This is a genomic window from Bifidobacterium commune (assembly GCF_900094885.1).
GTDB lineage: Bacteria > Actinomycetota > Actinomycetes > Actinomycetales > Bifidobacteriaceae > Bifidobacterium > Bifidobacterium commune.
Genome location: NZ_FMBL01000002.1, coordinates 249,917 through 276,106, shown reverse-complemented (window position 1 = coordinate 276,106; position 26,190 = coordinate 249,917). Strand labels below are relative to the sequence as shown.

The following is a 26,190-nucleotide window of genomic DNA, read 5'->3' as shown; positions in this document are numbered from 1 at the left end:
TATGAACAATTTCGACAACATTTTGCAACGCATCGCCACAAAGACCCGAGAGCGTGTGGTCGAAGAAAAGGCGCGCGTGCCACAGGCCGACGTGGAGAAGGGCGCTCGTGAGGTGGCTTGTCGTAAGCTCAAGGGCGGGAAGTGTGGAGAAGCGGCGTTTCCGTTCGAAAGGGCATTGAAGGCCCCGGGCATGAGTTTTATCTGCGAGTTGAAGCAGGCTTCCCCGAGCAAAGGCATCATCGCGCAAGATTATCCCTACCTCGACATCGCCCGCGATTATGAAAAAGCTGGGGCGGCAGCCATCAGCTGTCTGACCGAGCCGACGTGGTTCAAGGGATCCGACGATCATCTGCGCGAGGTCGTGCAAACGGTTAATATTCCCGTGCTGCGCAAGGACTTCGTGGTGGACGAATACATGATCTATCAGGCGCGCGAGTGTGGTGCCTCGGCGGTGCTGCTTATCTGTTCGATTCTCGACGACAAGCAGTTGGCGGATTATCTGGCGTTGGCGCATGAGCTCGGCATGAGTGTGCTGGTGGAGGCCTACCATCCCGAGGAAGTGCCGCGTGCTGTCGCCGCCGGAGCCCGCGTGATCGGCGTCAACAACCGCGACCTGCGCACCTTTGAAGTGAACTTTGACCACAGTATTGATTTGCGGCCAACTGTTGGCGATGACCGGGTGTTCGTCTCCGAAAGCGGCGTGCGCAATGCCGATGATGTGGCCGCGCTCGAAAAGGTCGGGGTTGATGCAGTGCTGATCGGTGAGACGCTCATGCGTTCGTCCGACAAGACCGCGGCGCTCGCGGCTCTTCGTGGTGGTGCCCAGTCCGTTGTTACGGAACGCGAGGCGGTGTGATGGCCGGCGCTGCGGCGACACGCTATGCTGGCGTGGCTGGAGGTATGGGCCTAAAAGATGCGCTGGGCTGCAAAGTCAAGCTGTGCGGGCTGAAACGCGAACAGGACGTTGATGCCGCAATCGCAGCAATGCCCGATGCCGTTGGGTTCATCATCGACGTTCCTGGTTCGCGCCGTAGCGTCTCGGCTGAACGTGCGGCTGAGTTGGTTGAACGGTTGCGCTCGAAGGCCGACGAAACCGGCCACGAGAAGCCGTGTGCGGTGGGTGTGTTCGTAAACCAGCCTGCGCAAACCGTGGCTGACGTGGTTCGTCAGGCGGTCCTTGATGTCGTCCAGTTGCACGGCGAAGAGGATGCGCAATATATCGATCGTCTGCATGCGTTGGTCGAGGTGCCGATTATGCAGGCATTCACGGTTCACAGCGAAGGAGATGTCGCGCATGCCGTTGAGTCTTCGGCCGATATGATTCTTCTCGATGCGGGCTCCGGCGATGGGCAAACGTTCGATTGGTCGCTTGCGCAAGGGGTTCGCCGTCCGTTCATGCTAGCTGGTGGACTTGCGGCCGACAACGTTACTCGGGCCATTGCCGCAACGCACCCGTTCGGCGTCGATCTCAGTTCCGGCATCGAAACCGACGGACTCAAGGATCCGAGCAAGATGTCCTCCGTGGTTGCGGCTGTCCGGGAGACCGCCGGCGAAGTCGGAGGTTACCGTCAACCCGAATAGAGGCATGAATAAGCCCATTCGGCAATGTGCGGGTTCCCGGTGGCGGATGAATGCAAACCGATTGGCGGACACCGTAAGCCGCAAAGAATAACGACCGTTAATATGAAGTTATACAAAGGAGCACAATCATGACCAACTCGCCCACGTCAAAAGGGCGCTTCGGTGTTCACGGAGGACAATACATCCCCGAGACGCTGATGGGCGCCGTCAACGAGCTGGAGGAGGCCTACGGCCATTACAAGAATGATTCGGACTTCGTCGCTGAGCTCGACGACCTGGAGAAACAATACGCCGGTCGGCCTTCGATGCTGTATTGCGCCGAAAATATGACCAAGGATCTCGGTGGTGCCAAGGTCTATCTCAAGCGTGAAGACCTGAACCACACCGGTGCGCACAAAATCAACAACGTGCTTGGTCAGGCCCTTCTTGCACAGCGCATGGGCAAAACGAGGCTTATTGCGGAAACCGGAGCCGGTCAGCATGGTGTGGCCACGGCTACGGCCGCAGCGCTGTTTGGCATGGAGTGCGTGGTCTATATGGGCCAGGAGGATATGGAGCGTCAGGCGCTTAACGTCTACCGTATGCGCCTGCTTGGGGCGGAAGTGCGCGGTGTGACCGCCGGCACCGCCACACTCAAGGACGCGGTGTCCGAGACGTTCCGCGAATGGACGCGACGCATCAGCGACACCCATTACTGCCTTGGTTCATGCATGGGCCCGCACCCGTTCCCCACAATGGTACGCGACTTCCAGGCTGTCATTTCTAAAGAAGCCCGCGAGCAGATTCTTGAGGATGAGGGCAAGTTGCCGGCAGCTGTCATCGCCTGCGTCGGCGGCGGTTCGAATGCCATCGGTAGCTTCTATAATTTCATCGATGACACGGACGTGCGGCTCATCGGCTGCGAGGCGGCAGGTCGCGGCATTGATACCAAGGACACCGCAGCTACCATGAACACCGGTTCGCTTGGCATCTTCCACGGCATGAAGAGTTATTTCTGCCAGGACGAATACGGCCAGATCGCACCGGTCTACAGCATTTCCGCCGGTCTTGACTACCCGGGCGTCGGGCCCGAGCATGCGGCGCTGAAGGATTCCGGACGTGCCGAATATGTCCCCGTTACCGATGACGAAGCGGTCGATGCGTTCGAATACCTGAGCCGTATCGAAGGCATCATTCCGGCCATCGAGAGTGTGCATGCCGTGGCTTACGCAATCAAGCTCGCGCCGACCTTGCCGAAGGACGAAAGCATCATCGTCACCTTGTCCGGTCGTGGAGACAAGGATGTGGCGGCAATCGCCCGTTATCGTGGGGAGGATCTTCATGACTGAGACAACACAGACCCGGCAGGCCGGTGTCCGCCGGTCCCGTATTGCCCAGGCGTTCACGGCCGCCGACGGCTGCCGCCGCAAGGCCTTCATTCCGTTCGTCACCATCGGCGACCCCTCAATCGCCCTGACCGAGAAACTTGTGCCGGCCATGGTCGAAGCTGGTGCCGACCTCATCGAACTGGGCGTGCCCTTCTCCGACCCAACCGCCGAGGGACCGGTCATTCAGGAGGCGAGCAACCGTGCCCTCGCGGCCGGTACCACCACCGATGACGCCTTTGCGCTGGTCGCCCGTCTCCGGAGGGAGCACGGCATCAATACGCCGATGGTCTTCATGACCTATGCCAACGTGCTTTATTCCTACGGTCTCGAGCGTTTCGCGCATCGCGCCGCTGAAGTCGGGCTCGACGGTGTGATTTTGCCGGACGTGCCGCACGAGGAAAAGCCGGAATTCGACGAGCCGCTCGCTGCCGAGGGGATCGATCTGGTCAGCCTCATCGCGCCGACCTCGCACGAGCGCATCCACAGCATCGCCTCGGACGCCAAAGGCTTCATCTATTGTGTCAGCTCGCTTGGCGTCACCGGCGTCCGCAAGGAAATCACCAGCGATGTGAAGGGCATGGTGCGCGAAGTGCGTTCCGTCACCGACGTGCCCGTCGCCATCGGCTTCGGCATCTCGACTCCTGAGCAGGCCGTCCAGATGGCTGCGGATTCCGGTGGTGCCATCGTTGGTTCGGCCATCGTGCGCATGGTTGGAGAGCATGGCGAGGACTCGGTGCCCTATGTTTGCGAGTATGTCCGTTCGTTGGCTGAAGCTGTTCACGGGCTGAACTGAGATCGGCTCACTGTTCGCTAGGTCGATGAAAAGGTGTGATTGGCGTTAGGCAATCACGCTGATCGCACCTTTTCTGATTTCATTCTGAAATGATTGAGGACAGTAGTAGCCATTTCATGTGCAAGCCGTACCAGTGAACACTGGGATGTCGGCTTTTGCCTATCGCTATATAACGCGACATATTTATATTGTTCTGGTTGGTGTTTTTCTGAGTTACGTGATTTATTGTGGTTCCGCATGGGCATGCATAATATGGAGTCGGTAAAACGAAGCGGAAGTGGGGAATGATGACTGCTTATATGGATCACAAGGATCTCGCCAACGAGGTCATCAACGAGGATAGAATCAAGGAAATCGCTGACGGCGTGCACCGCGTGCTTGACGACATTGCGCAGGCCGAAGCTGCGTCTGGGCGTGAGACCGGGTCGGTCAAGTTGCTTGCGGCCACCAAAACGCGCGATGTCGGCGAGATTATGGCAGCCATCGATGCGGGCGTTCGAATGATTGGCGAGAACCGGCCGCAGGAAATCTCCGCCAAGGCCGAGGGGTTGATTCGTCGGTGTGCGCAACGCGGTTTTTCGCTGGGTGCCGCCGCGAACGCACAGAATGTCAACAGTTCTGGCGTTTCTCAAGCCGCACCGAACGGCCATATCTCCTTCCATCTCATCGGCCAGCTGCAATCCAACAAAATCGGCAAGGTGCTGCCATACGTCGACGCCATTGAATCCGTCGGTTCGCTTGAAGAAGCGCAGAAAATCGCGCGTCGTGCCGTTGTTCGCAACATCGTGGTCGGCGTGCTGCTGGAGGTCAACGAATCGGGCGAGGTGTCGAAGTCGGGCTGCGAACCCGAGGAAGCCACCGATCTCGCCTACCAGATTGCAGCTCTCGAAGGGCTGAGTTTGCAGGGTTTGATGACCGTCGGTGCCCATGTCGACGACGAAGGGACGATCCGCGCCGGTTTTGCGCATCTGCGTGGAGTGCGCGACGCGGTTCTTGCCTCCGGTGAGCCTGGAACTGCGGAATGCCGCGAGCTGTCGATGGGCATGACCCACGATATGGGCTACGCAGTTGCTGAGGGCTCAACGATTGTGCGCGTCGGCACCGCGATTTTCGGCGAGCGCGCGTTCGTCTGAAATCATCGGTTTTTCAAGGCTGTGCGGATCTGTGATGGAACCGCAGAGGCTCGCTGGTCGAGTTCGTCATTATTCGGCGGGGATGGTTTTTCGGCTTTTGGATGACCAAAGACCCGGAAATGACGTAGGCTGTAGGCATGAGAATTGCACGGTATTCCTATAACGATGTTCCGCACTATGCATTTGTGCAGACCGATGGCGCTGACGAGAAGGATTATCTGGTCGAGCTTGACGGTTACCCCTTCGGTTCCAAGCCGGTCGGTCCGACGGGCGAGCGCCATGCGATTGATGAGGACGGCGTTCGTCTGCTTGCGCCGGTCATTCCCTCCAAGGTATACGGTCTGGCCAAGAACTACGAGGCCCATGCTGAATTTATGCATGCCAAGGGTCGGTCTGCTGTCGAGCATGCGCCGAGCGAGATGGTTATCTTCATGAAGCCATCCACTTCCGTCATCGGTCCCGACGATCCCATTGTCATCCCCGAATGCTCCGATGACATGAACTTTGAACCCGAGGTGGCTGTAGTTATCAGCCGCATCGCCAGGAACGTTCCGGTTGAGAAAGCCATGGATTACGTGCTGGGCTTTACCTGTGTTAATGATGTGACCTTGCGCGACCTGCAGGGGACCGACCCGATGTGGACGCGTGCCAAGGGCTTCGACACCTCATGCCCACTGGGCCCATGGATCGAGACCGATCTAAACTGGCAGGACGCGAAAATTTCGTTCACGCTTAACGGTGAGGATGTTCCTGAGGCATCCGGCACCACGGCCAACCTCATTCATTCCATCCCCGAGCAGATTGCGGCGATTTCCAGTTTCGCGACACTGCTTCCGGGTGATGTCATCCTGACGGGCACCCCCAACGCCTCCGGTTCTTTGAACCCCCGTGACGAGGCCGTTGTCACCGTTGAAGGTATCGGGCCTCTGCGAAATGTAGTCGTGAAGGCTCAATAGTCCTTTCTGTGCAGGTGCATATTGATGCGCGTCTTCGGGACCGGTTGGCGGGATTTGATTCCGCTGGCCGGCCTCTTTATGTTTATCTGTTGATATTTAAACGCGTTGCTGCGTTTATGAGATGAAGGCATTGACAGATGGATCAAGTGAAACCATAATGGTTTTTAAAACTTGAGTCTGGAAGACTCAAGTTTGGGAATAGATGGCTTAGATTTGCTGTTGGATAAGACAGATGACGAACGATGCCTCGGAATTCCAACGATTGTAGGAAACGAGGCGAATGGACGGAGGAAGACTATGGAACAGCAATTTACGACAATGGCCCAAGAGGCAATCGGAGACGCGATTCAGAGTGCGGCTGCCGCGGGCAATCCGCAAGTTGACACCCTGCATGTGATGGATGCCTTGCTACGTCAGCAAAACAGCGTGGTGACAGGGCTTATCGGTGCTGCCGGGGGAGATCAGAAGGTCATCGGTGCTGCCGTGCGCAACGCGTTGGTTGCATTGCCGAGTGCCAGCGGGTCTTCAACTTCGCAGCCGCAGGCAAGCCGTCAGCTGACGGCTGCACTGGCGCAAGCCGAAAAGGAAATGCAGGCGATGGGCGACGAATACGTCTCCACTGAGCATCTGCTGATTGGTATCGCGGCCAGCGCACCCAATGAGAGCGCGACGATTTTGAATAATAACGGTGTGACTGCGGATGCTTTGCGCAAGGCCGTTCCTGGCGTACGGGGAGGGACGAAAGTTACCAGCCCGGACGCGGAGGGCAGTTACAAGGCTTTGGAAAAGTATTCCACGGACCTCACGGCGCAAGCGAAGGAAGGCAAGCTCGACCCGGTGATCGGACGTGATCAGGAGATTCGACGGGTTATCCAGATCCTTTCGCGTCGTACCAAGAACAACCCGGTGCTGATTGGTGAGCCCGGTGTCGGCAAGACGGCCGTTGTCGAAGGTCTGGCGGAGCGTATCGTCGCAGGTGATGTGCCCACCACTTTGCAGAACAAGCGTCTGATCAGTCTTGATTTGGGTTCGATGGTTGCCGGTTCGAAGTATCGCGGCGAGTTCGAGGAACGCCTTAAGGCTGTGCTCAACGAAATCAAGAGCGCCAACGGTGAGATCATCACCTTCATTGACGAGATTCACACCATCGTCGGTGCGGGTGCAACCGAAGGTTCGATGGATGCGGGCAATATGCTCAAGCCGATGCTCGCCCGTGGCGAGCTGCGTCTGATCGGCGCCACCACCCTCGACGAGTACCGCGAGAACATTGAAAAGGACCCGGCGTTGGAACGTCGCTTCCAGCAGGTGTTCGTGGGCGAACCGAGTGTCGAAGACACCGTTGCCATTCTGCGTGGGCTTAAGCAGCGTTACGAAGCTCACCATAAGGTCACCATCGGTGACGATGCACTCGTAGCCGCGGCCACCCTTTCGAACCGCTATATTTCCGGTCGTCAGTTGCCCGATAAGGCCATCGATCTGGTCGATGAGGCGGCGGCGCACCTGCGTATGGAGCTGGATAGCCAGCCCGAGGAAATCGATGAACTGCAACGTCGTGAAACACGCCTCGAGATGGAGGAGATGCAGCTCAAAAAAGCCGAAGATCCTGCAAGCAAGGACCGTCTGCGCAAGTTGCAGAGCGATCTGGCCGACACCAAGGAGAAGTTGGCAGGGCTCAAAGCTCGTTGGGATGAGGAAAAGGCCGGTCACAACAAGGTCGGTGACCTGCGTGCCCAGCTCGATGCCAAGCGTGTTGAAGCTGACAAGTTTACCCGCGAGGGCAATCTTGAGCAGGCCAGCAAGATTCTCTATGGTGAAGTTCCGGCAATCCAAAAGCAGCTTGACTTGGCTGAACAGGCAGCGGATGAGGACAAGGAGCAAGGTCGGGAAACCGAGCCGATGGTGCCCGATCATGTGGATGCCGATTCGGTGGCGGGCATCGTTTCCGAATGGACCGGCATTCCTGTTGGACGCTTGATGCAAGGCGAAAACGAAAAACTGTTGCACATGGAGGACTTCCTCGGCGATCGAGTCATCGGGCAGAAGGAAGCCATTCAGGCCGTTTCGGATGCTGTGCGGCGCTCGCGTGCCGGTATCTCCGACCCGGACCGTCCTACAGGGTCGTTCCTCTTCCTGGGGCCGACCGGTGTAGGTAAGACCGAACTGGCCAAGGCATTGGCTGATTTCCTCTTTGATGACGAGAAAGCCATGGTTCGCATTGACATGAGCGAGTACATGGAGAAGGGCTCCGTCACCCGTTTGATCGGTGCTGCTCCCGGATATGTCGGTTACGAAGAGGGTGGTCAGCTCACTGAAGCTGTGCGTCGTCGTCCCTACTCCGTCGTGCTGTTCGATGAGGTGGAGAAGGCCAATCCTGAGGTGTTCGACATCCTGTTGCAGGTGCTTGACGACGGTCGCTTGACCGATGGACAGGGGCGAACCGTGGACTTCAAGAACACGATTCTGATCATGACCTCGAACCTTGGTTCGCAGTTCCTGGTGCAGCCCGATCTTGACGACGAGGCGAAGAAGACTGCGGTGATGGATGCGGTTCACGCGCACTTCAAGCCCGAGTTCATCAACCGCCTTGACGAACTGGTCATCTTCCATCCGCTGACCCGCGAGGAACTTGGTGGAATCGTTGACATCCAGGTCAAGCAGGTCGCCTCTCGCCTTACCGACCGCCGCATTACGCTCGAGGTCACCAAGGGTGCGAAGGAATGGCTCGCCAATGCTGGATACGATCCTGCCTATGGCGCTCGTCCGTTGCGTCGTCTGGTGCAGACCGAGGTCGGCGACCAGATGGCGAGGATGTTGCTGTCCGGAAAGGTTCACAATGGCGATACTGTTCTTGTGGATCAAACCGGCGGCGAGCATTTGGAGTTGACCACAATGCCCGAGGATCCGCTTGCTGAGGACCACGAGGAAAAGTAAGAGTTATGGGATTTGCCGCTGAATGTTGCTAAGGGTCGCATTCGGTGCTGTACCAAGGAAGTCGGGTCGTCGCAACAATGTGATGCCCGGCTTCCTGCATGGGGGAAACGTTTCGGTCGGTTTGCTTATTGCTTGTTGGTGTGCTGAGCCCTTCTGCGCCCGTTGGCGATGAAGGCAAGCGCCAAGATTGCAAGGACGAAGCCGGCAATCACCAACACTCCCACTCCGCCGGACAACGCAAACGCCAGGCGGGGCTGAGGGCCGAACACGAGAAGCAGGGCGAACGCCCAAACAGCGATGACCATGACGGCAATGACGAATGTGCGTGTGAAGCGGGTGAGTTTGCTGATGCCTGAAACAAATGTATCGAACGCTCGGTTTGCAACGGATTGCGCGGTTGCCTGCGCGGCGGAGATCGCCTGGCCGTTGTTGTTGGTCGTGTTACCATTCGCTGAGATCTTCTCGTCAGCTGTGCCCGTGGTCGTATCAAAGGATGTGAGGTTGGTGACCCGCGTTTGAATTATTTCGATGTCGTTCAAGATGTGGAGCTCGACCAGATTGATGGCCAGCGCCAAGGCGATGACGGCGTTGATCTCGGTGAAATATGCGTGCCGTGAACCGGCGGGGAATTGTCCTCCGGCCACGCAAATCGCCAAACTGTAGATGAATGCCGCCGTGGCACCCAAGGAAATCAGCGAATTGACGTCAGGTGTTCGGCGGCTAATCGCCTGCCAGCCTCTACGATGAATCGGGGTGCCACACAGGAACATTGTTGGTGTTGAAATCACGGCCTGCACCCACGGATTGACCATCCAGTCGGGGATGGGCGAGGGGTTGCAGTGGTTGAGCAACGACGGAATGAAGACGATCGCGGTCAGTGCGACGGCAAGAATCAGCAGACGGGTGACATGCGAAATCTGTGACACTGTCTGATCGTCGTTCGACATCCGGTTGTGGTGCTGTTCTGTGTCTGGCGTTTGTTCGTCGTTCGGTGTGCCGAGCGTTGCCGATCGGTTGTTGGGGGCTGCATTTGGATTGGATGGTTTCTGCAGCGTCTGTTCCGGCGCGGATCCGGATGGTGGCGATGAACGGAAAAAAAGAACGATGAGCCATGTGACCAGCGCGGCGAGTGCCACTGCCAAACCGCCCATGAATAAGTCAAATCCCATGATTCCTCCTCGTTTTGCTTACATCATCTCAGTTTTAGGTTCTCTGATATCAACTTTGCTTGATTACTGACACGAGATGTACGCACTTGCGTTGGGTTTCCCATGAATGGCGGTGTTGTGCGACTTCTGCTTTGTTGATTCGGTTATGACTAAACAACATACTCGCTGATGTATTATAAAATAAAACAATTTATGTCATGGTGATCGTATTTAATGACACTGACTTATATTGACACTGACTTATATTATGTACAAGAAAGAAGAAGGATGTTTTATGTTTCGAATGAGAAATGCCGTCGCGGCAGCTGTCGCCGGCATATTGTCGTTGTCGCTTGTTGACGGCACGGCTTTCGCCGATACGGTTGAAGGCGATCAGGGGGTTGGTTCTGATGTTCCTTCCCTCGACGCTAGTCAGCTTGGTCTGGTTCCCGCGCCTAAGGGCATCAAACCTGCCGGAGTGACCGAATCTGGTCCGTCTGTACAGGATGGCGGGTGTGTGCCTTTCGGTGGGGCGAACATGCCGAACCGTATTGTCAACGGTGATTTTGAATATCCGCAGATTGGTACTAGTGACCCTGTGTTGACAACTATCGATGGGTACTGGGTAAACATCGATCCGGTGTATGGATATTTCGGAACGAAGTACAATCGTTATGAGGCTCTTCCTGGTTTTTGCCGTTCTCGTTTCGGTTGGGAGTCGATGGAGACATTTCATCTGCCGGCTCTGAACAAGAATGATGCGCAACGAGTCGAGTTGCAGTCCGCTAATGGCAATCAGGTCGGCGAAATTGTTGGCGAAGAGGAAGGTAAAGGCATCTATCAGGATGTGCGTACTGTTCCTGGTGCAATCTACAAGTGGAGGCTTCGGCATTCCAGCTTTGACCAAACTCATGTCGATGTAATGAATGTGATGATTGGGCCTGCAAACGGTACGTTGACTGCGCAGAACGCGGTTCGTGTTTCAGTCAATGGCGCTGGCGATGAAGTCGGGCCAGTGGGTACAAGAATTGCTACGAAGGTTGCAACTCACAACGCATTGACCCAATCTGAGACATACGAGGGTTCCTATGTGATTCCCGCTGGTCAGACCGTAACGCGTTTCAGCTTCAAATCCGTTGATTCGCTCAGTGGTATCTCTGGTAATTTCATTGATGATGTCAGTTTTAGTGTGGTGTATCCATTAAGTTTCGATTCCAACGGGGGTGTCGGCACGACTCCGGAGCGGGTCGGGGGTGTTCCGAATGCCGGTATTGGTGGTTGCGCGACACATCACGCTGCCGGTGAGTCGGTTAAGTTGCCGACTGGTGCCAAGGATTCCGATTGCTGGGATTCTTCGATGCTGACGTATCCGTCCCCGACATCAGGCAAGTTTGCTGGCCAGCATGCGAAATTTGTTGGTTGGTCCAAAGACCAACATGAACCGTTCCTGAACGAGGCCGATGCGAAGGCCGCAACGATTAATAATTATCCGATGCCTGAGTCCAATGCGACCCTGCATGCGGTGTGGGCATGGTCGTCGGGTTCGGTCGATTATGATGGCAATGCGCCCGATGCGTCCGGTTCGGTTCCCAGTTCCGGTGTGATTGACACGGGTACGAAGTATCCCGTCGCGGGCAATGGCTTTACTCGTCCCGGCCATCGTTTTGACGGTTGGACGGAGAATCCCGACGGTAGCGGCAAAGTCTACCAGCCGGGTGATCCGATGGAGATCAAGCCTGGGCCCGTCAAGCTGCATGCGAAGTGGGTTGCCACTGGTTCTGTTTCCTTCGATGGCAACGGTCCGGATGTGACCGGTTCTGTCCCCGGCTCCGGTGAGAAGGATGCGGGTTCGTCGTTCGTGGTTCCGGAGAACGGTTTCGACCGTAAGAACCATCGTTTCGATGGTTGGACCGAGAATCCGGACGGCAGCGGCAAGGTTTACCAACCCGGTGAGACGATTCCGATGCCTTCGGAGGATTCGACGCTGCATGCGAAGTGGGTATCAACCGGTTCGGTTGATTATGATGGCAATGGTCCGGATGTGACTGGTTCCGTCCCCGGCTCCGGTGTCGTGGACTCGGGTACGAAGTATCCGATAGCGGACAATGGTTTCACGCGTCCGGGCCATCGTTTCGATGGTTGGACGGAGAATCCGGACGGCAGCGGCAAGGTCTATAGGCCCGGCGACGAACTGCCGATGGGCGAAGGTCCTCTGAAGTTGCATGCCAAGTGGGTACCCACCGGTACTGTTTCCTACGACGGCAATGCACCGGGCGTGGTTGGCACAATGCCCCCTTCCGATCCGATCGACATTGGTTCGTCTGCTTCCGTACCTGGCAGTGGTTTCACGCGTCCCGGCCATCGTTTCGACGGTTGGACGCTCAGTCCGGACGGCAGCGGCAAGGTCTATAGGCCCGGCGACAAACTGCCGATAACTGACGGTTCTGTGACGCTGCATGCCAAGTGGGTGCCGACCGGTTCGGTTTCCTATGACGGCGGTCCGGGCGCATCCGGTTCGGTTCCTGGTTCCGGTGAGAGGGATGCCGGTTCGGGCCTCCCGGTTGCGGGCAATGGCTTTACGCGCCCCGGCTTCCGCTTCAAGGGTTGGAGTTTGAACGCGGACGGCAGCGGCAAGCTGTACCGCCCCGGTGATGTGATTCAGGTCTCTGATGGTCCGATGGTCCTGCACGCCGTGTGGGAGAAGGATCCTGCTGCAAAGGTGAAGAGGTCGAAGTCCCTTTCCTCGACTGGCGCTGTATCGTGGATTGTGGCCGCGGTCGCCGTGACCGCCTTGGCGGCAGCGATCTGCATCCTGTTGTGGCGTCGATTCAGCGTCTCTGCACATGCTGAGGACTGATGGTTCTCTGACGACGGTGTAGAGACACCGGTCCCTGCGCCGCCGACGATATAAATGCGGGTCGTGGTGGTTTTATTCACTTCTTGCAGAGAGTGGGGTCAGCCGATTGTTGGGCTGGCCCCACTTTTTCGTACTTGTGTAGAGAGGTCGTACCGTACACCTCGTTGCTCTTCGTGAGCGACCGACCTTTTTCGGTTTTGTGCCGGTGATTTTAATCGTGAAGCGTGAAACGGGACGTTGTCGTGGAAGGTCTTCTCGTCAGCGATTAGGGTTCATGAGTGAAGAGCCGTCAGGGCTTCCTGGTTCGTCCATGGCATCCTGTCTAATAGAACATATGTTCGAAAATCCTGTCGTGATAATCATTTTGGTTGTGTTGGCAGCGGCCTTGGGTCTGCTGGCCGGATTTGTGCTGGGTAGATCCAAAGGGCAGGAAGCCGCGCGGAACGCCAACAATGTTGATATTGAACAAGCCGAGGGGCGCAATGATGAGCTTCGTGGCCAGATCGTTGATCTGACAACCCAGGTTGCTCAATACCGTACGCAGGCGGAAGGGTTCAGTCAACAGCTTGCTTTTGTCAAATCTCAGTTGACGCAGGCTCAGCAGGCTGAGCAGTTGCGTGTGCAGCGGCAGCAGGAGCAGGAGCGTGAGGCATCTGAACGCAAGCAGGCCGAACAGGCCAAGGCAATGGCTGAGCAAAGCAAGGTGCTTTCAGCGTTGGCTCCTGTGCAGAAGAATCTTGATGCCCTGCAACAGAAAGTCACTCAAATTGAGGAAGGCCGTAAGCATGAGATGGGTGCATTGGGGCAGCAGCTCAAAGGTTTGAATGAGCAGCAGACGCGTCTTGACAAGGAGACCAGTTCACTGTCCGCCGCATTGCGCAACAATAAGGTACGCGGTTCCTGGGGTGAGGCGCAGTTGCGCAATATCGTGGAATCTGCCGGACTCCTGGAACATGTTGATTTTGATACTCAAGTGGTCATCGCTGATGCCGAAGGACGTATCCAGCGACCAGATATGGTGGTTTATCTGCCTGGTGGCAAGACCATTCCTATCGATGCAAAGGCCCCCTATTCCGATTATCAACGGGCCTGTGAAATTCCCGATACGGCTTCCGAGGATGAACTCAAGCGTCGCGATGAGTTGCTTGCGGCACATGCCAAGGCTTTACGCGATCACGTCAAAACGTTGGGAAACAAGGCCTATTGGAAAGGCTTCGACACAGCTCCCGATTTTGTCATCGCGTTCATTCCCAACGATGCTTTGCTCGAAGCCGCGCTAAAGGTCGATCCGTCGCTGATGGATGACGCATTTGCCAAAAAGGTTGCACTGACTTCGCCGGTCACATTGTGGGCCGTTTTGAAGTCGGTTGCGTTCGCTTGGCAGCAGCAGAGTCTTACTGATGACGCGAAGATGCTCTTTGATCTTTCCCGTGAATTGTACGAACGCTTTGCTGTTCTGGGAGACAAGGCCAATAAGCTCGGCCATTCCATTACTCGCACTGTTTCTGCGTACAATACGTTTGCTTCGTCTTTGGAATCGCGTGTGTTGGTCACAGCGCGTAAAATGCAGAAGATTGATTCGAGCAAAGTCATCGAGCCGGTTGAGATGGTTGATTTCGACAAGACTGATGTCCGCGAGCTGACTGCGCCCGAGCTCAATGATGAATCGGAGGAGTAGCGATGAACATGGGAAAAGCGACAGCCGGGAATGAAGGTGAGTTGCGCAAGCTTCTGAGTGCGGCGATAAAGTGGAAACCATTCAGCGAGTTGTTTGATGTCAGTCTTGATCATCGCGGTAGCAAACTCATAGGTGAGGCGTTGCTGGATGCTCTGGAGCGGGGTGGCTTTGCCCTTGACGATATCGATGCGGTGGGTGCGTTGACTGCTGCGGCCGTTCCCATGGTCACTGCCGTTATGCAGGAGGCTGGTGCCCGTGGTCATGAGCTCGATGGCTTCGTGATGGATTTCGTCTACCCGTCAATCAAAGGATCTTCCATAGCCGGCAAACGAGTGGTGCTTCTCGATTCCTGGCTTTCTGAGAAATCGTATGTACAGACATCGTCGCTGGTGACATTGCGTAACGGCAACGAGTTGAGTCTTGATTTCAGTGTTGTCGAGCATGAAGGCGCACAGGTGATTGCAATTGCTTCATTGGTAGGAGGAGTCGGCGACGATGCTGGTGCCTGCACTATCAACGTCCTCAATCCCGTTTCTGACGAGGAACGAGATTTGCCGTTCGTGAGCGCTTTTGACGAGACTTCGTTACGCGATGGCGATTCGACGGCAAAGTAGGTCTATTGAGATGCGTGAGCCCAATCCCATTACTGCTGCGGCACTTGCTTCTGAAGAACCGACGTTTCGTGAGGTAGGTGTCGGCCCGTGGTCACAGACACACCCCGATGAGCCTCGTCCCGATGATCGGGAATCTCCAAATTATGACGAGCGCTACGATTCGGAACTGCTTGAAGAAGGTGATCGTCGAAACGTCCTCGATCGTTATCGTTACTGGTCAGTTGCCGCCATCAAAGCCGACCTTGATAAGCTGGGTCGTCACCGTTTCGAAGTGGCTGTGGAAAACTGGACACACGATTTCAATATCGGGTCGATGGTTCGCACTGCCAATGCCTTCGCCGCTCGCAAGGTTCATATCGTCGGTCCGCATAAGTGGAACCGTAAAGGCGCATTGATGACCGAGCTGTATCAGCATGTCGATCATTGTCCCTCCGTCGAAGAGCTCGTGGCTTCATGGAGGCAAGGAATCGATTCGGAAATAGCGGAAGCCGAATTTCGGATTCGAAATAGCGGCACGGAATCCGAACGGGCACATCAGCAAAAGATCATCGATGACGCCAAGACCTCGCGCATCGTTGCGCTTGACATCATTCCGGGAGCGGTTCCCATCGAAACCTACCGTTTCCCAAACCGTTGCCTGATGCTCTTCGGAGCCGAAGGTCCCGGCTTGTCGCAAAAGGCTCTGGAACTGGCAGATGACGTGGTCTATATATCCCAGTTCGGCTCAGTTCGCTCGATCAACGCCGGTGCCGCCGCTGCGGTCTCCATGCACTGCTGGATTTCCCAGCATCTGGCTGACTGATTTGGTCGACGCGGGATGCATTGAGGCAAACTACTTAAATCTGAAGTGCGGATCGTGGAATAAGGTGGCGTTTGCGTACGTGGTTGTCATTTGTCGTGATTAAGAGTTGGCTGTGACACTGTTTTTCAAGATGGTTGACGACCTTTCGTCCTCGCTTGGAATATGTTGCCTGAACGTCACAGACGACTCATATAGTTAAGGTTATGCCTACTTTTACAAGAGAAACAGTCGAGCATCTGGGTCATCTTGCCCAAATTGCGCTTACCGATGAGGAAGCAACCCGTTTGCAGGGCGAGTTGAACGTCATCGCCGATTCCATCAATAAGGTGCAGGAAGTCGCATCCGACGACGTGCAGCCCACCGCTAATCCGATACCGCTTGAGGCCTATCTGCGCCCCGATGTTCCCCAGAAACCGCTGGATCGCGAAGAAGCACTCGCCAGCGCTCCAGCCACCGAAAACGGTATGTTCGTGGCCCCGCAGATCCTTGGAGGTGAAGAGTGATGGCAGCAGCAAACGAATTGGTGAAACTGACCGCCGCACAGATGGCGGAGAAGATTCGCAACAAGGAAGTTTCCAGCCGTGAACTGGTCGATGCCGAACTGAACGTCATCGAGGCCGCAGAGCCTGAAATCAACGCCTTCCTCCACGTGTCAGCTGATGAGGCCCGCGCGCAGGCTGATGCGTTCGACAAGAAAAATGCCGCCGGCGAAACCGAAGATCTGCCGGAGCTGGCAGGTGTGCCGATTGCTATCAAGGACATGATTGTCACCAAGGGCATCGAAACCACTGCGGCCTCTAAGATTCTCGAAGGCTGGATTCCGCCGTACGATGCCACGGTGATTACCAAGCTCAAGGCCGCTGGAATGCCGTTGCTTGGCAAGACCAACCTTGATGAGTTCGCACAGGGTTCTTCAACAGAACATTCCGCTTTCGGCCCGACGCATAATCCTTGGGACACCTCACGTGTTCCCGGTGGTTCCGGAGGCGGTTCGGCTTCCGCAGTAGCAGGATTTGAAGCCCCGATCGCCCTCGGCACCGATACCGGCGGCTCGATTCGTCAGCCGGGTGCAATGACTGGCACGGTCGGCGTCAAACCTACCTACGGCGGCGTCTCCCGTTTCGGTGCCATCGCCATGGCGAGCTCACTTGATCAGATTGGTCCGGTGTCCCGCACCGTCCTCGATTCCGCACTTCTTCAGGAAGTCATCGGAGGCCACGACGTGCGTGACTCGACCTCGATTCCGATGGACATCCCCCCGGTCGCCGCCGCTGCCCGCGAAGGCTACAAGCGCGATCTCAAGGGTGTGCGCGTCGGTCTTGTCAAGCAGTTCACTGGCGATGGATATCAGCCCGGCATCGAAGCCCGTTTTAACGAGGCCGTCAAGCTTCTGCAAGACATGGGCGCCGAAGTGGTCGAAATAGATTGCCCACACCTCGAGTATGCGCTTTCCGCCTACTACATCATCATGCCTTCCGAAGTCAGCTCCAACCTGGCCCGCTACGATGGCATGCGCTATGGCCTCCGCGTCATGCCGCCTGAAGGTGTGCCGCAGACCGCCGCCAACATGATGGCCTACACCCGCGAAGCCGGTTTCGGCGACGAGGTCAAGCGCCGCATCATCCTCGGCATCTATGCACTCTCGGCCGGTTATTACGACGCATGGTACGGCTCGGCTCAGAAGGTCCGCACCCTGATTATCGAAGACTTCAACAAGGCGTTCGAGAAGGCCGATGTGCTGGTCACTCCCACGTCCCCGACCACCGCCTTCAAGTTCGGCGAGAAGATGGACGACCCGCTCACGATGTATATGAGCGATATCGCTACTATTCCCGCAAACATGGCCGGTATTCCGGCGATGAGCATCCCGGCGGGTCTTTCCGACGACGGCCTGCCGGTCGGCTTCCAGTTCATGGCACCGCAGAAGCATGACGAGCAGATGTACAAGCCCGCGGCCGCTCTCGAAGCGGCTCTCGAGGAGCAGTGGGGCGGTCCGATCTGGCAAAGCCTCAAGACCCCGTGGCTCGGCAACGCAAAGTAATCGGACGGCAAGGAGCATAAAATCATGTCTGAAAAATTGATGAAGTATTCCGATGCCGTCAAGGAATTTGACCCGGTATTCGGTTTGGAAACCCACGTCGAGCTCTGCACGCAGACCAAGCTGTTCTGCCCTGCTCATGAGGAGTTCGGAGCCGATCCGAACACCGAGCTGACACCCGTGAGCCTCGGGTTGCCCGGAAGCTTACCGGTGGTCAACAAGACCGCCGTCGATTTCGCGATTAAGCTGGGTTTGGCATTGCATTGCGAGATCAACGAGTGGAGCCAGTTCGCACGTAAGAACTACTTCTACCCGGATATGCCTCGTGACTATCAGATTTCGCAGTTTGACAAGCCCACCAACGGCAACGGCTATCTCGACGTCGATCTTGAGGATGGCACGGTGTTCCGCGTTCCGATTGAACGCGCCCACATCGAGGATGACGCCGGCAAGAACACCCACGTGGGTGGTTCCGACGGCCGCATCGAAGGCGCAGACCATTCGTTGGTCGACTACAACCGTGCCGGCGTTCCGCTGATCGAAATCGTCACCAAGCCTGTGGAAGGTGCGGGGGAGAGGGCTCCGGAGATCGCGGATGCCTACATGCGCACCCTCCGTGACATCGTGCGCGCCCTGGGCATTTCGCACGGTCGGATGGAGCAGGGCAACATGCGTGCCGACGTCAACATCTCGCTGCGCAAAAAGGGCGAGACAAAGCTGGGCACCCGCAGTGAAACCAAGAACGTCAACTCGTTCCGCGGCATCAAGAAAACGTTGCAGTACGAGATTCGCCGTCAGGCCGCACTTCTGGACGAAGGCGGAGAGGTTCTGCAGGAGACCCGTCACTGGGACGAGGCTACGCAGACCACGGCCGGTGGCCGCGTCAAGTCCGATGCGAACGACTACCGCTACTTCCCGGATCCCGATTTGGTCATGCTGCACATCACGCAGGAACACATCGACGAAATCACCAAAACCATGCCGGAAATGCCGCGTGAGCACCGCGCCCGCCTGCAGGAAGAGTGGAAGTTCAGCGATCTCGAGATGCGTGACATCATCAATGCCGACGCGCTTGATCTGGTCGAGGAAACCATCAAAGACGGCGCTACGGCCGCTGGTGCCCGCAAATGGTGGCTCGGTGAGATTTCCCGAGTGGCCAACGAGCATGGTCTTTCGCTTGAAGAGTTGCCGATTACTCCGGCGGATGTAGCCGAGGTTGAGAAGCTTGTCGCCGAAGGCAAACTCAACGACAAGCTCGCCAAGCAGACCGTCACTGGTGTTCTCGCTGGCGAAGGTACACCTGATGAGGTCGTGAAAAAGCACGGCTATCAGGTCGTCTCCGACGACGGTGCGCTCGAGAAGGCTGTAGACGATGCTCTGGCTGCCGATCCGGAAATCGCTGAGAAGCTAAAGAGCGGCAACATGAAGCCGATGGGCGCCATTATCGGTGCGGTTATGCGCGCCACCCACGGTCAGGCTGATGCCAAGGCGGTAAGTGCTTTGGTCATAAAGAAGGTCAAGGGCTGATTTCTTGAATCCCCCGGAAAAGTCAGATGAACTTTCCCGGGAACCAATAAGCGCGTAGGCGGAATCGCGAGGTTCCCCTACGCGCTTTGATATCTGGAATGGGTCCGCATTCGGATACAATTGTGACGGCAGCAATGTCCTGATGATGACTCACTTGGTTCGAAAGATGTTTTTCGTAGGCTTGATGCGGCACCCTTTCGAGACTGGGCAGGTTGTTCGAGCAGATACGCAGTCAAGCTCCGCCAACTTGCCGCATGCGGAGCGTTCACGGTTCTGAAGGATGAGATGCACTGTTTGCGTACGTTTTTGCTGTTCTGTTCATAGTCAGTCTAATACACTATCCTGTTAACGGATGTGTCTCAGTAGAGGGTGGTGACTATGTCTGAAAACTCCGAAATTTCTGCACAAGAAGATGTTTCGCGGCAATTACCGGAACGTGTTGTCATTCCGGAAATTCGTGGTGAGATGGTGCATCTGCGTCCTGCGACCCTTGACGACATTTCCAAACTGGATCAGCTTGATGCTTACTTCAACGCTTCTGGCGACACTGGCAAAGACAAGCAATCAGAGCGCGCGTTGGTTCAGGAGTGGATTCGACGTTCCGTGGCTTGGACGAACGGCAGTATCTCCTCCGAATCGGGAGTGGGTGATCCTGAGGCCAGGCGCACGATGGCTTGGGCCATTATGACGGATGCCGATCATGATGCGGATGGCAAAATCGATGCCGAATCGACTGGAAATGTCATCGGTATGATTTTCCTCATCGATATCGACGGCTGGGCGCGTTCGGCTCGCATCCAGGTGATGCTTGGCAAAGATTATCGTGGTCGTGGCTATTCGCGAGATGCGATGCCCCGAGTAATGACATACGGTTTTGCCGAGGGGCCGGTCGGTCTGGGCATGCACCGCATTTGGGTCGCCGTGCCGGAGAAAAGCAGCCGCACCCTTTCGGTCTATCAATCCCTGGGCTTCATCAAGTCCGGAACTTCCCGCGATTCGTTGTGGGACGCTTCCATTGGCAAATATCAGGACCTCATTATCCTCGATACGCTTGCAGATGAATATGATCCAATTCGTTCACTCAATACTTTCGGTATGCATGTCATCGAAGGCAATCCTGGCGTCAAAGAGGCGATGATCGACTCGGAGCATTCCACTGAAATCAAACAATATGCGTCCGAAGGCAGCGACGCCAGTTGTGGCGAGAAGGCGGGTGCCGACTCTGTCGACAATGAAACAGTTTGGCTGTCTGACGGGGTTTCCCCTCGTGCCGGATTGGACGGGAAGCAAACGGCTGAAACCCCGACCGCAGAATTTGTTTCCGACAATACCGCCAGACATGATTCCCCTGTGGCCGATGCAGATTCGAAATGCTCTGAAGGGCTCAGATTGTCTTCGGTTGCATCTTCACGGGTGCAAAACAATGACGAACAGCAATCGGAGAATGGCTTGCAGAACCTGTGGCCATATTCCGATGAGCAAGGTAAAAAATCCAAGAAGGCCTGGTGGCGGAATCTGGGTCATTCCGGACAGAACAAAAACAGCATGGATGGCGGCGATCTGACAGATAGGAAAACTTCGGGAGGTACTAATCAGTGAGTGCTGAAGATCTCGATAACTATGAAATGAACTCCGAGCTGGCGCTGTACAAGGAATATCGCGACGTCATCAAGCTGTTCACCTATGTGGTGGAAACCGAACGCCGCTTCTACTTGGCCAACAAGGTCGATTTCAACGTGCGTTCCGCGGGTCAGGATGTTTATTTTGATGTTCAGCTTACGGATGCCTGGGTATGGGACGTTTACCGTTCCTCGCGTTTTGTCAAGAATGTGCGTATTGTCACGTTCAAGGACGTCAACGTTGAGGAAGTTCAGAAAACGGACATTGATATTCCTGATTCGTTGACATGATGATTTTTAAGAAACATGCACATGATTCGTGCATGTTTTAGCTGTAAATATGTGCTGTTTGCATCTGCTTGTAGACTGGTGAGGATTTGGTTATAGGGCAGATAGACTTTAAAAGCATGGATTTTCGGAGGTAATGTATGGCTGTGGCTGCGGATAAGAAATCTGTGGTGATTATCGGTGGCGGTCCCGCCGGTCTGACAGCGGCTTGGGAACTGGTCAAGGACGGCGGCGCCGCAAAATATGATGTTACGGTCTTGGAAGCGACCCGTGAGTTTGGTGGTATCAGCCGCACGGTGAAGCATAACGGTAATCGCATGGATATCGGTGGGCACCGCTTCTTCTCAAAGGACGACCGCGTGATGGACTGGTGGAAGAACATCATGCCGCTTCAGGGTGCGCCTTCGTACGACGACAAGAAACTTGGTCGCCACCACGATCTTGAGGCCGGCGGACCGGATCCGGAGAAGACGGATGTGGTGATGCTCAAGCGTCATCGTGTCTCGCGTATTTTCTGGAACCAGCATTTCCTGGATTATCCGATTTCGCTTTCGCCGTCGCTGTTCAAGGCGTTGGGCTTCAAGTTGACGATGAAGGCCGGGTTCAGCTACCTATGGTCGATGGTCCACAAGCTGCCTGAAGACAACTTGGAGAACTTCTACATCAACAGGTTCGGTCGTCAGCTTTATTCGATGTTCTTCGAAGGGTATACGGCCAAGGTATGGGGACGTACCCCGTCCAAGATTTCGGCGGACTGGGGAGCGCAGCGCGTGCGTGGTCTGAGCGTAATCAGCGTTCTGAAGAACGCTGTGCAGAAGATGATGCCAAAAAAGCGTGATTCCAAGGATGTCGAGACTTCGCTCATCGAGGAGTTCTGGTATCCCAAGCTCGGCCCAGGCCAGCTTTGGGAGATTGTTGAGAGCCAGGTTCTTAACAATGGTGGCAAGGTCATCACCGATGCAAACGTGGTCGAACTTCGACAGAAGGCCGATGGCGGCATTGCCAGTGTGATTTATGAGGATGCCGACGGTAAGCGCGTTGAACTTGAGGCGGACGATTTTATTTCATCCATGCCGGTCAAGGATTTGGTCAACGCCATCGATGATGCTGCGCAGGAAGACAACAAGGAGAAGGGTTCCGCTTCCTCCGAGGTTGTTCCAGCGGAAATGAAGCGCATCGCCAACGGTCTGCCGTACCGTGACTTCGTTACTGTGGGTCTTCTGGTGAAGCATCTGCGACTTGAGAACACGACCGACATGAAGACGTTAGGCAATCCGCCGATTGTCCCCGATTGCTGGATTTACGTGCAGGATCCGGGCTATAAGGTCGGGCGTATTCAGATTTTCAACAACTGGAGCCCTTATCTCGTCAAGGATGTGGACGATACGGTGTGGGTCGGTTTGGAGTATTTCTGCGAGGAAGGCGACGAGTTCTGGAACCTTTCCGATGAGGAAGCGACCGAGTTCGCCATTAAGGAACTAACGCGCATGCGCGTGATCAACGGATCCCAGGACGTTCTTGATTCGCATCGTGAACATGTAAAGAAGGCATATCCCGCCTACTTCGACACCTACGACCAGATGCCGGAACTCATAGATTACCTCGATTCCTTCGGCAATCTGTACTGCGTGGGTCGTAATGGTCAGCATCGTTACAACAACCAGGATCATTCGATGGTCAGCGCGATGGAGGCCGTCGACAACATCAGTACCGGCCGAGCAGACAAGAAAAACGTGTGGTCCGTCAATACAGAGAAGTCTTACCATGAGGTAAAGTAAGCATTAGCGTTCAGTGTTCTCGCGTTTGAGACGGGCGGTCTTGATGGCCGCCCGCTTTTGCGTTGCTGCATATGTTCTTGCGTGGTCGTGCAAGTGTCTACGGACTATAGCAAGTGCCGTCCAAAGCTCGATGAGCGATTTCCGATAAACGATGGTGATTTGTTGCTCGATTTGACACGTTCGTTCGTGTTCGAGGTCGCGTTGTCCGTCATGTAAACCTCTGTACAATACACATATCGTGTCGTGAAGGTCACGGGCCGGAGGTAAGCTGGATGCCATTCGGGAATTACTCGGTGACATCGAGTATTCATCAGCGGTTTAGGTATTCCGCATCTTTTTCATTAAACTCCCAAACAAAGTTATTGGAAGTCAAGGAAAGGCAACACTATAGTGGCAACAAGCCAGAATATTGAGGACATGAAGCTGCCTGAGCTTAAAACGCTCGCCAAACAAATGGGGCTTCGCGGTACGTCAGTGATGCGTAAACCGGAATTAATCGCCACCCTCCAAGCCGCAAGAAGTGGAGGGCAGGCACCCAGTGGTGTCACAGTTGGCACGCCTCAGTCCGCATCGGCCTCGTCCCAAGCTTCCGCGACAACGAATGGCGCTGAAAAAAGGTCCATGCAATCTTCTGCAAAGGAATCGAATAACGGCAGAAGGTCGGTTTCCGGATCGATGAACAATGCATCGGGAAATTCGGCAAAACAGGAGAAAAACGCAGCTCACTCCATCCAGCTTCCTTCTGATGAAGTGGACGTTGAACAAATGTTGGGCAATCAGGTCCATGCTGAGGACGCACCGTTGTTCGAGGACGAAGAGCCGGTGCGCCGTGGAGCCAAATCTTCCGCTGGCTTTGGTCGCGATGAGCGTGAATCCGGAGACAATGAGATACATACCCGTCGTCGTATGCGGCACTCCGATCAGAAGTCTGATGCAGATACCACGTCCAGTGAGATTCGCGATCTGGATGACATACTCGCTTTGCTGCCTGTCCCCGATGAAGAGGAAGTTGCTTCGGACGAGATAAAAGAGGCCAAGGGAGAAGAGCCTCACCGTGATTTCGCACGCCATTCTCGTCGCAATAACGACCGGTACAATCACGAGGATAACAACGATCGTCATCAGCGCAGGGTTCGTGGGCGTGATCGCAATTATGACCACAAGGACCGCGATAACCGTAATGAGCGCAATGGTCGCTACGATAATGACAACGTCAGGGCCAGTGCGGGCGAGGTGCGTGAGCATCGCGGTGAGTCCAGGGAAGGAATGGTTCCTGTCGCCGGCATCGTCGACGTGCTTGATTCCTATGCGTTCATCCGTACTTCGGGTTATCTGCCGGGGTCGAATGATGTGTATGTCTCGATGGGTCAGATTCGCAAATATGGTCTGCGCAAGGGTGATGCGGTGCAGGGTTACATCCGTGAGCCTCGTGAGGGAGACCGTCGTAACCAGCGTCAGAAGTTCGTCCCGCTCCAGTCCATTGACACCGTCAACGGTATGAGTGTTGAAGAGGCCGCCAATCGCCCGCAGTTCTCCAAGCTGACGCCGCTTTATCCGCAGGAACGGCTCAAGCAGGAAACCACGCCGAACAAGATTATCGGCAGACTCATCGATCTGGTGGCGCCGATCGGCAAGGGTCAGCGCGGCTTGATCGTTTCCCCGCCCAAGGCAGGCAAGACGATTACCCTGCAGAACATTGCCAATGCCATAGCAGCCAACAATCCCGAGGTGCACCTGATGATGGTGCTTGTGGACGAACGCCCTGAGGAAGTCACCGATATGGAGCGTACCGTCCAGGGTGAGGTGATTTCCTCCACGTTCGATCGGCCCGCTTCCGATCACACCACCGTTGCCGAACTCGCGATTGAACGCGCCAAACGTCTGGTGGAACTCGGTCAGGACGTGGTTGTGCTACTCGATTCCATGACCCGTCTCGCCCGTGCCTACAACATCGCCGCTCCGGCCTCTGGTCGTGTGCTTTCCGGTGGTGTGGATGCCCAGGCGCTCTACCCGCCCAAGAAGTTCTTCGGTGCGGCCCGCAATATCGAAAACGGCGGCTCGCTGACTATCATCTCTTCGGCGTTGGTGGAAACCGGGTCGAAGATGGACGAGGTCATCTTCGAAGAGTTCAAGGGTACCGGCAACATGGAACTGCGTCTTTCGCGTGATCTGGCGAACAAGCGTCTCTTCCCGGCCATCGATATCAATGCGTCCGGCACGCGTCGCGAGGAACTCATCACCCAGAACGACGAGCTGGCGGTCATTTATCGTCTTCGTCGTCTGCTGGGCGGTCTTGAGGCTGAACAAGCCTACCAGACCATCGTGCCGCGTTTGAAGAAGACGGCGACAAACCGCGACTTCCTTCAAGCCATCATCAAACAGAACGGCAACAGCTGATTCCGTTCTGACGACCTGACGTTCGTTCAACGGCATCCGACTTCGGACGGGTGCCGCTTCGTCGTTTAATGGTGGGGTCTTGTCGTAAGGTGAAGACATGACCGATTTTTCTGAAACCAGCGACGTGTCAAGCAGTGACGACTGGTGCAACACCGCGATTGACGATGCTCAGGCTCGGGCCAATCCGAGGGTGGCGCAGGCAGTCGAGCGGATTACAGAGCTGCGTCAATCAATAGATAACGTTGATGCGGCGATCGTATCACTGCTCGCTGAACGCTTTAAATACACCGCGGAAGTGGGAAAGCTCAAAGCTCAGGCTGGATTCGCCCCTGAAGATCGAGAGCGCGAACAGCGCCAGGCCGCACGCCTCAACGAGGTGGCCGTCAATGCCGGCCTTGATCCAAGCGTCGAAGAGCACTACCTGCAATTCGTCGTCACCGAGGTCAAGAGACGTCATCAGTGCATCGCCAGGGCCGGTGCCAAGTCCGGTTGCTGAGGACTTGCGTTGGGTCTGGTAGGGAATCTGGCACTGCATCTGGCAATGGGTTTGCATCCTAGGTCGGGATACTGATGGATCTGTGTGAAGCTGTCTGTAGTTTTCCTGCCGACTTGGATGGCCGAGCCTAATGCCTTCTGAAGATGAAGGCAGTGCTGGCGTGGAACGATAGATTGCTACGCACACG

At 55.8% G+C, this 26,190-nt stretch carries 19 protein-coding genes and 2 pseudogenes; 20 read left to right on the top strand and 1 reads right to left on the bottom strand.

Translation table 11 applies throughout. The features are described 5' to 3' along the window. Position 1 precedes the first annotated feature (1 nt). From trpC to clpB, 7 genes are all read left to right on the top strand, one after another. A complete protein-coding gene (trpC, locus tag GA0061077_RS05025; RefSeq protein ID WP_091847846.1) occupies positions 2-856 on the top strand; it encodes an indole-3-glycerol phosphate synthase TrpC in 855 nt (284 codons plus the stop codon). Next, on the top strand, positions 856-1,581 hold the full coding sequence (locus tag GA0061077_RS05020) for a phosphoribosylanthranilate isomerase (RefSeq protein ID WP_200754445.1): 726 nt from the start codon (positions 856-858) through the stop codon (positions 1,579-1,581). Before trpC ends, GA0061077_RS05020 begins: the two co-directional genes overlap by 1 nt. 128 nt (positions 1,582-1,709) lie before the next feature. Beyond that, positions 1,710-2,909, top strand: coding sequence for a tryptophan synthase subunit beta (gene trpB / locus GA0061077_RS05015; protein ID WP_091847845.1), 1,200 nt, complete (start codon positions 1,710-1,712; stop codon positions 2,907-2,909). Continuing rightward, complete coding sequence (gene trpA / locus GA0061077_RS05010; protein ID WP_091847844.1) at positions 2,902-3,741, top strand: tryptophan synthase subunit alpha; 840 nt, start codon at positions 2,902-2,904, stop codon at positions 3,739-3,741. Before trpB ends, trpA begins: the two co-directional genes overlap by 8 nt. Before the next feature lie 287 nt (positions 3,742-4,028). Next, positions 4,029-4,874: a YggS family pyridoxal phosphate-dependent enzyme gene (locus GA0061077_RS05005; protein ID WP_091847939.1), complete on the top strand. Its 846-nt coding sequence runs from the start codon at positions 4,029-4,031 to the stop codon at positions 4,872-4,874. Between the two features lie 137 nt (positions 4,875-5,011). After that, positions 5,012-5,830: a fumarylacetoacetate hydrolase family protein gene (locus tag GA0061077_RS05000; protein ID WP_091847843.1), complete on the top strand. Its 819-nt coding sequence runs from the start codon at positions 5,012-5,014 to the stop codon at positions 5,828-5,830. Positions 5,831-6,127: 297 nt separating this feature from the next. Continuing rightward, on the top strand, positions 6,128-8,761 hold the full coding sequence (gene clpB, locus GA0061077_RS04995) for an ATP-dependent chaperone ClpB (protein WP_091847842.1): 2,634 nt from the start codon (positions 6,128-6,130) through the stop codon (positions 8,759-8,761). A gap of 125 nt (positions 8,762-8,886) precedes the next feature. On the opposite strand, the gene GA0061077_RS04990 is transcribed toward clpB, so the two are convergent. Next, entirely contained in the window at positions 8,887-9,930 is a 1,044-nt protein-coding gene (locus tag GA0061077_RS04990; RefSeq protein ID WP_143249610.1) for an HAD family hydrolase, read from the bottom strand. Positions 9,931-10,204: 274 nt separating this feature from the next. On the opposite strand from GA0061077_RS04990, the gene GA0061077_RS04985 reads away from it, so the two are divergent. The 13 genes and pseudogenes from GA0061077_RS04985 to GA0061077_RS04930 all read left to right on the top strand — a co-directional run bounded on the left by GA0061077_RS04985 (position 10,205) and on the right by GA0061077_RS04930 (position 26,003). Continuing rightward, positions 10,205-12,766, top strand: coding sequence for an InlB B-repeat-containing protein (locus GA0061077_RS04985; RefSeq protein WP_159426918.1), 2,562 nt, complete (start codon positions 10,205-10,207; stop codon positions 12,764-12,766). Positions 12,767-13,100: 334 nt separating this feature from the next. Next, positions 13,101-14,444, top strand: a complete 1,344-nt coding sequence (rmuC, locus tag GA0061077_RS04980; protein WP_091847839.1) for a DNA recombination protein RmuC — start codon at positions 13,101-13,103, stop codon at positions 14,442-14,444. Positions 14,445-14,446: 2 nt separating this feature from the next. Beyond that, positions 14,447-15,058 carry a type I phosphoribosyltransferase gene (locus tag GA0061077_RS04975; RefSeq protein WP_234696517.1) on the top strand — a complete coding sequence of 204 codons (612 nt, stop codon included), beginning with the start codon at positions 14,447-14,449 and terminating at the stop codon, positions 15,056-15,058. A gap of 10 nt (positions 15,059-15,068) precedes the next feature. Next, positions 15,069-15,528, top strand: a pseudogene (locus tag GA0061077_RS07255) (TrmH family RNA methyltransferase); the annotation flags it as partial. An 80-nt stretch (positions 15,529-15,608) separates the two neighbouring features. Next, positions 15,609-15,860 (top strand): annotated as a pseudogene (locus tag GA0061077_RS07250) (TrmH family RNA methyltransferase); the annotation flags it as partial. Positions 15,861-16,063: 203 nt separating this feature from the next. Beyond that, the gene (gene gatC / locus GA0061077_RS04965; protein WP_091847837.1) at positions 16,064-16,363 is read left to right on the top strand and encodes an Asp-tRNA(Asn)/Glu-tRNA(Gln) amidotransferase subunit GatC; all 300 of its coding nucleotides are present in this window, start codon (positions 16,064-16,066) and stop codon (positions 16,361-16,363) included. After that, entirely contained in the window at positions 16,363-17,901 is a 1,539-nt protein-coding gene (gene gatA, locus GA0061077_RS04960; RefSeq protein WP_091847836.1) for an Asp-tRNA(Asn)/Glu-tRNA(Gln) amidotransferase subunit GatA, read from the top strand. The genes gatC and gatA overlap by 1 nt, the downstream gene beginning before the upstream one ends. A gap of 24 nt (positions 17,902-17,925) precedes the next feature. Then, positions 17,926-19,425: an Asp-tRNA(Asn)/Glu-tRNA(Gln) amidotransferase subunit GatB gene (gene gatB, locus GA0061077_RS04955; RefSeq protein ID WP_091847835.1), complete on the top strand. Its 1,500-nt coding sequence runs from the start codon at positions 17,926-17,928 to the stop codon at positions 19,423-19,425. A 378-nt stretch (positions 19,426-19,803) separates the two neighbouring features. After that, entirely contained in the window at positions 19,804-21,024 is a 1,221-nt protein-coding gene (locus GA0061077_RS04950) for a GNAT family N-acetyltransferase (RefSeq protein WP_091847834.1), read from the top strand. Then, positions 21,021-21,335, top strand: a complete 315-nt coding sequence (locus GA0061077_RS04945) for a DUF2469 domain-containing protein (RefSeq protein ID WP_091847833.1) — start codon at positions 21,021-21,023, stop codon at positions 21,333-21,335. The genes GA0061077_RS04950 and GA0061077_RS04945 overlap by 4 nt, the downstream gene beginning before the upstream one ends. Before the next feature lie 137 nt (positions 21,336-21,472). Beyond that, positions 21,473-23,110 (top strand): NAD(P)/FAD-dependent oxidoreductase, encoded by a 1,638-nt coding sequence (locus tag GA0061077_RS04940; RefSeq protein WP_091847832.1) that lies wholly within the window; start codon positions 21,473-21,475, stop codon positions 23,108-23,110. Between the two features lie 390 nt (positions 23,111-23,500). Next, on the top strand, positions 23,501-25,507 hold the full coding sequence (rho, locus tag GA0061077_RS04935; protein WP_091847831.1) for a transcription termination factor Rho: 2,007 nt from the start codon (positions 23,501-23,503) through the stop codon (positions 25,505-25,507). 97 nt (positions 25,508-25,604) lie between these two features. Then, positions 25,605-26,003, top strand: coding sequence for a chorismate mutase (locus GA0061077_RS04930; protein ID WP_091847830.1), 399 nt, complete (start codon positions 25,605-25,607; stop codon positions 26,001-26,003). Positions 26,004-26,190 lie beyond the last annotated feature (187 nt).